The 8,962-nt window shown below is 69.0% G+C and carries 7 protein-coding genes; 2 read left to right on the forward strand and 5 right to left on the reverse strand.

What is annotated here, in order from left to right:
- The coding region (locus PKH97_RS10315) for a MarR family transcriptional regulator (protein ID WP_324387323.1) at nucleotides 1-291 on the reverse strand (291 nt) is incomplete at its 3' end.
- A 103-nt stretch (nucleotides 292-394) separates the two neighbouring features.
- On the opposite strand from PKH97_RS10315, the gene PKH97_RS10320 reads away from it, so the two are divergent.
- Entirely contained in the window at nucleotides 395-2,233 is a 1,839-nt protein-coding gene (locus PKH97_RS10320; RefSeq protein ID WP_324387324.1) for an ABC transporter ATP-binding protein, read from the forward strand.
- 318 nt (nucleotides 2,234-2,551) lie between these two features.
- Here the strand turns inward: PKH97_RS10320 and PKH97_RS10325 are convergent, their stop codons facing one another.
- On the reverse strand, nucleotides 2,552-3,793 hold the full coding sequence (locus PKH97_RS10325; protein ID WP_324387325.1) for a C45 family peptidase: 1,242 nt from the start codon (nucleotides 3,791-3,793) through the stop codon (nucleotides 2,552-2,554).
- Between the two features lie 155 nt (nucleotides 3,794-3,948).
- On the opposite strand from PKH97_RS10325, the gene PKH97_RS10330 reads away from it, so the two are divergent.
- Nucleotides 3,949-4,899 (forward strand): intradiol ring-cleavage dioxygenase, encoded by a 951-nt coding sequence (locus tag PKH97_RS10330; protein WP_324387326.1) that lies wholly within the window; start codon nucleotides 3,949-3,951, stop codon nucleotides 4,897-4,899.
- 98 nt (nucleotides 4,900-4,997) lie between these two features.
- On the opposite strand, the gene PKH97_RS10335 is transcribed toward PKH97_RS10330, so the two are convergent.
- From PKH97_RS10335 to PKH97_RS10345, 3 genes are read right to left on the reverse strand one after another with little or no spacing between them, the layout of a single operon-like run.
- Nucleotides 4,998-6,182 (reverse strand): acyl-CoA dehydrogenase family protein, encoded by a 1,185-nt coding sequence (locus PKH97_RS10335; protein ID WP_324387327.1) that lies wholly within the window; start codon nucleotides 6,180-6,182, stop codon nucleotides 4,998-5,000.
- Nucleotides 6,179-7,357 carry a CoA transferase gene (locus PKH97_RS10340; protein WP_324387328.1) on the reverse strand — a complete coding sequence of 393 codons (1,179 nt, stop codon included), beginning with the start codon at nucleotides 7,355-7,357 and terminating at the stop codon, nucleotides 6,179-6,181. The genes PKH97_RS10335 and PKH97_RS10340 overlap by 4 nt, the downstream gene beginning before the upstream one ends.
- The gene (locus tag PKH97_RS10345) at nucleotides 7,342-8,844 is read right to left on the reverse strand and encodes an aldehyde dehydrogenase family protein (protein WP_324387329.1); all 1,503 of its coding nucleotides are present in this window, start codon (nucleotides 8,842-8,844) and stop codon (nucleotides 7,342-7,344) included. The genes PKH97_RS10340 and PKH97_RS10345 overlap by 16 nt, the downstream gene beginning before the upstream one ends.
- Nucleotides 8,845-8,962: the final 118 nt, after the last annotated feature.

The following is an 8,962-nucleotide window of genomic DNA, read 5'->3' on the forward strand; positions in this document are numbered from 1 at the left end:
GGTCACGCTAAGCAGCACGGCGCGCCGATCGCTGGGGTCGGCCGATCGCGTGACCAGGCCGCGCTCCTGCAACGCATCGGCCACTTCGGTCGCCGAGCGCGGCGCGATCCGCAGCCGCTCGGCGAGTTCGGATAGTCGCAGTGGCCCCGACCCGGCGACGATCATCAGCGCCCGTCCTTGGTGGGGCGCGAGGTCCAACTCTTCCGGCTGCGCCGTCCACGTATGCCGCATGCTCCGCAGCGCCCGTCCCAGCAGCACGTCGAGCGGTTGGTCGGCGGCGTCGGGCGGCATGGGTGCAGCATACGTGAAGTTGCGAGGCAACCACATCGTGAGGTAACCTCTCTAACTAGTGAGGGAACCTCACGAACGATACAGACAACGGAAGGAGTGGCTCATGGCTGACACCCTGCACTCCGGTGGGGGCTCGCGGGGCCCCCAGAAGGTCGACCCGCGCGATCGAGCCCAGTTGGCGCTTTCGCCCGTCGAGCTCCCGCGCGTGCTGGCGCTCTTCGCGCCGCACCGCCTGGCCATCGCCACCGTCATGGCGATCATCGTGGTCTCGTCGGCTCTCGGGCTGGCGCAACCTTTCCTGCTCAAGGCCGTCTTCGACGATGCCCTGCCGCACAACAATATTCGCGTGCTCCTGCTGGCCGTCGGCGGCATGCTCGCGGTCACCATTGCGACCTCGCTCCTGGGCGTGGTGCAAACCTGGATGTCGACGAAGGTCGGCCAGCAGGTCATGCACCGCCTGCGCAGCGACGTCTTCGCCCACCTCCAGCGCCAATCGCTCAGCTTCTTCACGCGCACCCGGGGCGGCGAAGTCCAGTCGCGCATCATCCAGGACATCGGTGGCATGCAGTCGGTGGTCACCTCGACCGCGACGTCGATCGCGGCCAATCTGACGACCGCGGTGGGCACGGCGGTGGCCATGGCCGCGCTGAGCTGGCGGCTGTCCCTGCTCTCCCTGCTCGTTCTCCCGCCGTCGATGTGGCTGACCCGCCGCGTGGCGCTGCTGCGTCGCGAGATCACCGCCGCCCTGCAGGCCCGCCTAGCCGATATGCACGTCCAGGTCGACGAAGGATTGTCGGTCAGCGGCGTGCTCCTGACCAAGACGCTGGGGGCCGGCCGGCTGGCTTCTCGTCGCTTCGAGCGGACGTCCGCCGAACTCGTCGATCTCGAGCTTCGCTCGGCACTTGCCGGCCGCTGGCGGATGGCCACCATGTCCATCGTCTTCGCCGCCATCCCGGCGCTGATCTACCTCGCCGCAGGTTTCCCGGCGACCAGCGGGGGGATGACCATCGGCACGTTGGTGGCCTTCACCAGCCTGCAGGCGGGGATCTTCCGGCCGCTGATGGCCCTGCTCAACGTCGGTGTCTCGTGGATCTCGTCGATGGCCCTCTTCAGCCGGATCTTCGGCTACCTCGACCTGGTGACCGATGTGCCCGCGCCGGTCGCGCCCGTCCCGGTGCCTGCCGGCGAGGTGCGGGGCCACATCCGCTTCGACCATGTCTCCTTCACGTATGCCGAGGGCGCGCCCCCCGCGGTCGACGACGTGACGCTCGACATCCCCGCCGGATCGAGCCTCGCGCTGGTCGGTGACACCGGTTCGGGCAAGTCGACCTTGGCCGGCCTGGTCGCGCGGCTGCGCGACCCGTCGTCGGGATCGGTCTCGATCGACGGCATCGCGCTGACGGCGATCGGCGAGGAGGCTCTGGCCGCGGTCGTCGGCGTCGTGACGCAGGAGACCTACCTGGTGCACGACACCATTCGGGCCAACCTCCTGCTGGCCGCACCCGACGCGAGCGAGGCGCAGTTGTGGTCCGCTCTCGGGGCGGCCCAGGTTGCCGACCTGATCGGACGACTGCCCGAGGGTCTCGACACCGTCGTCGGCTCCCGTGGACACCGCTTCTCTGGCGGTGAGAAGCAGCGTTTGGCCATCGCCCGCACGATCCTGCGCGATCCCCGGGTGTTGATCCTGGACGAAGCCACGTCCGCTCTCGACAACCGGACCGAGCGCGCCGTTCAGCAGGCCATCGACACACTGAGCGCCGGCCGGACCACGATCACCATCGCGCACCGCCTCTCGACGATCCGTGATGCCGATCAGATCGCCGTCCTGGCGGGTGGCCGAGTCGTCGAACTCGGCACCCACGAGGCGCTACTCGCCCGTGGCGGGCACTATGCCGCGCTCGTCTCGGCGGGGGAGGCCACGGCATACGCCCAGGCGGCCTGACCGGTACGCGCAAGCGGCCTGACAGATACGAGCAGCCTGACAGGCGACCAGCGCCCGTCCGCGCCGTTCTCCGGGGGGGCGCAAGTACGGCCTGCGCGACGCGACCCGACCGGGCGCGCCGCGCAGGAGTCATGAGGAGCCGAGCGCTGCGTGCTCGCTGCCGCGGATCACGTATGCCAGCGGGCCCAGGCGGCCTGGCGGGTGGTCCCCGAGGCCTCGCCGACCGCCGCCCAGGAGGCGGACTCTGCGAGCAGCCGGGCCGACGTGCCCAGAGCTTCGCCAGCTGCCGCGCTCAGGGCAAGCAGAGCGTTGAAAGCCTCAGGTTCTGCCGTTGCGGCCAGCCGATCGATGGCGGCTTGAGCCGTTGCCAGGTCGCGGGCCACGGCATCCGCTGGGGACTTCGGCACTGGGTACCTCCACCGTTATCGACGCGTCGGGATCTTCGAACCGGCGCGTCCACGTTTGGCCGGGCCAGCGGTACGTGACGCTACCTTCCTTCGGTAAGAATTCGGCCATAAAGAGACTGCCAAAACCCGCGCTGAAGAGCGAACTTCGGACCGGCTCGCGAAGGAATGCGCCAACGACTTCCCGCCGCGTCGCGCCTTCGTTGACAAGTCGGGTCAGCAGGTCGTGACGCTCTCGGGAGCGCAGCCGGGCCGCATCTGCGGGATACTCCACGACATCGAGTCGGTGATTCGTTGCGACACGCTGCCGGGAGGTGATGACCTCCTCGCCGGGAGCCACGAAAACCGTGGCCACCGTTCCCGCCGCGTCCACGAAGGTCAGGTTGTAAGCCTGCGCGACGGGCAGGGTGCGCACGCGCGCCACTGCCTCGGCCACGTCGCCGCATTCCTCGAGCAAGGCGCGCAGGACCAAGGGGATGCCGAAGCCGACGCCCGATCCGGGACGGCCGCCGAAGGTCAGTGAGACGGCGAGGCCGTCCTCGTTGATCCCATCGAGCAGGCCCCAGAGGCAATCGCTGGTCCCCATGACGCGCCGGGTGCCGGAGTAGTTCGTCGAGGCGACCACCCCCTCGAAGAGCGCCGGGTCGTAGTCGTAACTGCGCAGAAGCACCGGCTCGGGGTCGGTCAACGCCACCTGGCTGCACCCGGTGACGAAGGGCGTCGGCCGCCACAGGCTCAGCAGCCGGCCGGCGTCCTCGTGGGTGGTGCCGGTCGCCGCCACGGCCAGTTCGGTCAGGTGCTCCCACGTCGGCAGGAGCGCGGGCAGGTGGCGGCGCAACGCGTCGCGGCACTCGGCATACGTCGGTTGGTCGGAGGCGGGCCGCGCCTGGAACCAGCGTGCGTAGGCCGGCCACGTCGCCCGGGCGAGCGCCTGCCACCTCGGGCCGGGAGTTGCCTCCCGATAGGCGTGCATCGTGAGGGTCAGCTCAGGAATCGCTTTGTGCGAGAAGTGCTTCGCCGGTGCTGAGTGCGTCCGGGCCGCCCGTGGTGTGCCGGGCGGCGAGCCGTATGCCGTGGCCCAGGCCCGCCCGTAGGCGAGCCACGCGCTGCCGTCTGTCGGGTCAGCCGGGAGATGTGGCTGTGTCAAGATGGTCATGACTGTCAACGTAGACTTGACAATCCAAGGTGTCAAGTTTGACTTGACGTTAGCGGGCTCGTTGAGGGGTATTGAGACACAGCACATGCACAGGTGGCCGAACTTCTCTAGGCTCGCCGGGACCACGACCGTCCCGATCGAAGGATGTCTGAAGGATGAGCTTGAGCGCGCATGACGACGGCCACCCCGGAACGTACGAAGGCCGGGCGCTGCCCCGGCCGGACGAGGACGTCTTCGACCAGGGGTTGGCCTTCGACCTCGAGACAATGAACCGCCGTCGGCTCCTGCGCATGGCCGGTCTCGGCGTGTCGGTGGCTGCGCTGGTCGCCTGTGGAGATTCGGGCAGCGGGAGCGCGTCGACCAGCGCCTCAGGCGCGTCCGCGAGCACATCCGCCTCGGCCACGACATCCGCGTCGGTGGCGACGTCGGCCGCCGGTGACGTGACCGAGATCCCGGACGAGACGGCCGGTCCCTATCCGGGTGACGGCTCGAACGGGCCGGACGTGCTGACGCAAGACGGCGTCATCCGGCAGGACATCACGAGCAGCTTCGGCGACTACAGCGGCACCGCGGAGGGTGTGCCAGCCACGATCGAGTTGACGATCACCGATATGGCGAATGGCGACAAAGCCTTCGCTGGGGCCGCCGTCTATGTGTGGCACTGCGACCGCTCCGGGAATTACTCCCTGTATTCGGAGGGGGTCACCGAGCAGAATTATCTGCGCGGGGTCCAGATTGCCGATGAGAGCGGGAAAGTCACTTTCACCTCGATTTTCCCGGCGTGCTACAGCGGTCGCTGGCCGCACATTCATTTCGAGGTCTATCCGGATCAGGCGTCGATCACCGACTCCGCCAATGCCATCGCGACCTCGCAGATCGCGATCCCCAAGGACGCCTGCGACCTCGTCTACGCCACCAGCGGGTATGAGGCATCGGTCACCAATCTCGCCCAGCTGAGCCTCGCCACCGACAACGTCTTCGGCGACGACAGCGCAGCGCATCAACTGGCGACGATGAGTGGTGACGCGACCAAGGGCTTCACCATCGCCCTGGCCGCACCCGTCGACACCGCGACTGCGCCAACTGGCGGTGCCGCCCCGAAGTAGGGCTGGTCAGATCAGACAATCGACCGGGGCCGACACGCCGAAAATCGAGGTGAATATTCGGCGTGTTGGCCCCGGTCGAGCGCGGTCGAGGTCCGTCGTCAGCGGAAGGCGGGCAGGCCCGTCAGCGACTGGCCGACGACGAGGGTGTGCATCTCAACGGTGCCCTCGTAGGTCAGCACCGACTCCAAGTTGTTCATGTGCCGGATGACCGGGAATTCCAAGGAGATCCCGTTGGCGCCCAAGATTGTTCGCGCCGTGCGGCAGATGTCGAGGGCTTCGCGGACGTTGTTGAGCTTGCCAAGGCTGACCTGCTCCGGCCGGAGCGTATGGGCGTCCTTGCGGCGGCCGAGGTGGTTGGCCAGCAACAGGCCCTTCGCATACTCCAGGTACATCTCGGCGAGCTTGGCCTGGGTGAGCTGGAAACCGGCGATGGGTTTGCCAAACTGCTCGCGCTCGCCGGCATACGTGATGGCTGCCTCGAGTGCCGAACGGGCCGCCCCAAGCGCGCCCCAGACGATGCCGTATCGCGCCTCATTGAGGCACGAGAGCGGGCCCTTCAGGCCGCGGACCTCCGGGAAGACCGCATCTGCGGGGAGGCGGACGTTGTCGAAGACCAATTCGCTGGTCACCGATGCCCGCAGCGACATCTTGTGCTTGATCAGGGGCGCGGAGAAGCCGGGGGTGTCGGTGGGCACCGCAAAGCCACGGATGCCCTCGTCGGTCTGGGCCCACACGACGGCCACATCGGCGACGGAGCCATTGGTGATCCACATCTTCGCGCCGTTGAGGATCCAGTCATCTCCGTCGCGGCGGGCATTGGTGCGCATGCTGCCCGGGTCGGAGCCGTGGTCGGGCTCGGTCAGGCCGAAGCAGCCGATCGCGGTGCCGGCCGCCATGTCCGGCAGCCAGCGCTGCTTCTGCTCCTCGCTGCCCCAGCGCCAGATCCCGAACATCGCCAGCGACCCCTGCACCGAAACCAGCGAGCGGATGCCCGAGTCGCTGGCCTCCAGCTCCAGGCACGCGAGGCCGTAGTCGACGGCGGACATGCCGGCGCAGCCATATCCGGTCAGGTGCATGCCGAGCACACCGAGTTCGCCGAGTTCCTTGGTCAGGCCGCGGATGTCGTCGATCTCGCCCCGCTCGAACCAATCGGCGACATAGGGGTCGATGCGGCGCTCGCACAGGGTGCGCACCGAGTCGCGCACGATTCGCTCGTCGGCGGTGAAGAGATCGTCGAGCCCGGCGAGGTCGAGGCGGGTCTGCAGGCTGGGAATGGCGCTCACGCGAGGCTCCTGGTCGGTTGATCAAGGGTGGGTCGAGGATCGGACGAGGCGAGCCAATCCTCCACGAGGAGGGTGTGCTCGCCGACGCCGGGTGGCGGCGTCGCATCGTCAAGGGCGTTGCCGGAGAACAGGATCGGGTTGCGCACCTGCTCCGGGTGGTCGTCACCGACCGAGAAGGTCGGCGTGAGGCCGAGGTCGCGGGCCTGGGCGAAGGCCGTGCCGATGTCGTTGACCGGTGCAGCTGCGACGCCGGCTGCCCGCAGCCGCTGCTCCCAGTGGGCGGCCGGCTCGGTGGTGAGCTGGGCCTCCAGGGCGGCCACGAGCGACTCGCGGTTGGCAACGCGGTCGGCGTTGGTGGCGAAGCGCGGATCATCGGCTAGCGCCGGTATGCCGAGTGCCCCCGTCAGGCGCACGAACTGGCCGTCGTTGCCGCACGCCACCGCCAAGGGCAGGTCCGCGCACTGCAAGGGCTCGTAGGGCGCGATGCTCGGGTGCGCATTGCCCATGGCTGCCGGCGCGACGCCGGTGGTGAGGAAGGCGCTCGCCTGGTTGACGAGCGAGCCGAGCAGGCTGGAGACGAGGTTGACCTCGATGTGCTCCCCGGCGCCGCTGACCGCGCGTTGCTGGAGCGCGGCCAGGATGCCGATTGTCGCGTCCTTGCCGGTGAGCACGTCGACGAGGGCGACGCCGACCTTCTGCGGGGCGCCGCCTTGCTCTCCGGTGATGCTCATCAGTCCGCCGAAGGCTTGGGCGACGAAGTCATAACCCGGCAGGGATGCGCCTGCGCCGGAACCGAATCCGGTGATCGAGGCATAGACGATGCCGGGATTTGAGGTGCGGACGGCGGCATAGCCGAGGCCGAATCTCGCCAGCGTGCCGGTCATGAAGTTCTCGACGAGCACGTCGGCGCGGCGGGCGAGCTCGCGGGCCTTGGCGAGGTCGGCGGGATCGTTCAGATCCCAGGCGACGGAGAGCTTGCCGCGGTTGAGCGCCTCGAAATAGGAGCTGGAGTTCTCGGTCCACGGTGGGCCCCAGGCCCGGGTGTCGTCCCCGCGCCCGGGCCGCTCGACCTTGACGACGGTCGCGCCCAGATCGGCGAGATACATCGTCGCCAACGGCCCCGCGAGAACGCGGCTGAAGTCGGCGACGAGGAGACCTGTCAGGGGACGGCGCATTGCGCCACCTTCGGCTCTCGTGGCACGCGCAGACGGCCGTCGACGCGACGGACGATGCGCCAGGCGTTCTTGTCCTGCAACGGAACCGGGAGCGCAGCCTGAGGCGTGCCTTGGTAGGCGACCGGACGCGTAAAGCGGGCCAGCGCAGCGGCGCCGACGGAGGTGGCACGCGGGTCGGTCGTCGCGGGCCACGGCCCGCCGTGCTGCTGCGCCCAGAGCGTGGCCACGCCGGTCGGCCAGGCATCGACGGCGACGCGGCCGACCTTGGGTGCGAGGTGCTTGACCAGATCCGCGACCTCGTCGTCCGCAGACCCGCCGGTCATCACCGACGCCACGAGGGCGCCGGGCAGAGCGGCGATCAGGTCGTCGCGCTGGTGTGCATCGGCATACTCGACGACGAGCACTACGGGGCCGAAACACTCACGCAGGAGCGGGGATTCGCGGTGGATCAGGCTCGCGTCGGCTTCGAGCACCCAGACACTCGGACCGATAGGCGTGGATGCGTCGGAGCGGGCGACGGCAAAGGCGCCATTGGTGAGCAGGTTCTGCACGCCGTGACCGAAGGCTTCGTGGATGCCGACCGTGAGCAGGACGCCGGTCGGTGGGCCGTCGTGCAGTTCCGCGCCGAGGCGCGCGGCAAAGCCGCAGCCAGCGGGCGCCAGGATCAGGCCGGGCTTGGTGCAGAACTGGCCCATGCCCATGGTGAAGGACGCGAGCGCGCCCTGGGCGAGATCGGCCAGCCGGTGCACCGCCGCGGTGGTCAGGACGACGGCATTGACGGTGCCCATCTCGGCATAGACCGGGATCGGGATCGAGCGGGTGGCGGCGAGCCGGTGCAGTGCCAGGCCGCCGGCTTCGGAGCCGGTGAAGGCGACAGCGGCGATCTCAGGCGCGAGGACGAGCTGCTCCCCGGCGGCGAGGCCGGTGACCGCGCTGAGGAGACCTTCGGGCGCGCCGATGTCAGCGAGGGCGTCGTAGGCGATGTCCATCAAGGCGGCATGCGTGCGCGGGTGGGCTGGGTGTCCTTTGACCACGACCGGAGACCCGGCGGCGATGGCGGAGCCAGTGTCATTGCCGAGCGTCCCGAAGCCGAAGGGGAAGTTGCTCGCCCCGAAGACGGCGACCGGTCCGACGGATGCCTGGATGCGCCGCAGGTCGGGGGTCGTTGCCGTGGCGTGGTCGATGGTCGCGCCGAGCCACGAGCCCTCGATGCAGACGTCGGCATAGAAGCGCAGCTGGTTGGCGCAACGGAGGACCTCACCGTCGAGGCGGGGCAGGCCGAGGCCGGTCTCTTCGTGCGCGAGGGCAGCGAGCGAATCGGCCTGGGCGACAACGGCATCCGCGATCGCACACAACCAGGCGGCGCGCTCGGCAGGGGTGGCGGCGACCACCGCGGGAGCGGCGGCGGCCGCGGCGGCGACCACGCGGCATACGTCCTGGGGGGTGGACTCACCCACGACGGACGGGGCGTCGACGACGGTGGTCATATCAGAGACCCTTCCACGATGCGGTGAGAACTTCCAGACCGTCGCGCAGCAGGTCGTCGGGCATGACGAGCGGCGGGAGGAGGCGGATGACATTGCCATAGGTGCCGCACTGGAGGGT

Source organism: Nostocoides sp. (assembly GCF_035343835.1).
Taxonomy (GTDB): domain Bacteria; phylum Actinomycetota; class Actinomycetes; order Actinomycetales; family Dermatophilaceae; genus Nostocoides_A; species Nostocoides_A vanveenii.

Bases quoted from the DNA above. Each gene is read 5' to 3' on its own strand.
- PKH97_RS10345 (WP_324387329.1), bottom strand. From the start codon at position 8,844: ATGACCACCGTCGTCGACGCCCCGTCCGTCGTGGGTGAGTCCACCCCC.
- PKH97_RS10330 (WP_324387326.1), top strand. From the start codon at position 3,949: ATGAGCTTGAGCGCGCATGACGACGGCCACCCCGGAACGTACGAAGGC.
- PKH97_RS10340 (WP_324387328.1), bottom strand. From the start codon at position 7,357: ATGCGCCGTCCCCTGACAGGTCTCCTCGTCGCCGACTTCAGCCGCGTT.
- PKH97_RS10325 (WP_324387325.1), bottom strand. From the start codon at position 3,793: ATGACCATCTTGACACAGCCACATCTCCCGGCTGACCCGACAGACGGC.
- PKH97_RS10320 (WP_324387324.1), top strand. From the start codon at position 395: ATGGCTGACACCCTGCACTCCGGTGGGGGCTCGCGGGGCCCCCAGAAG.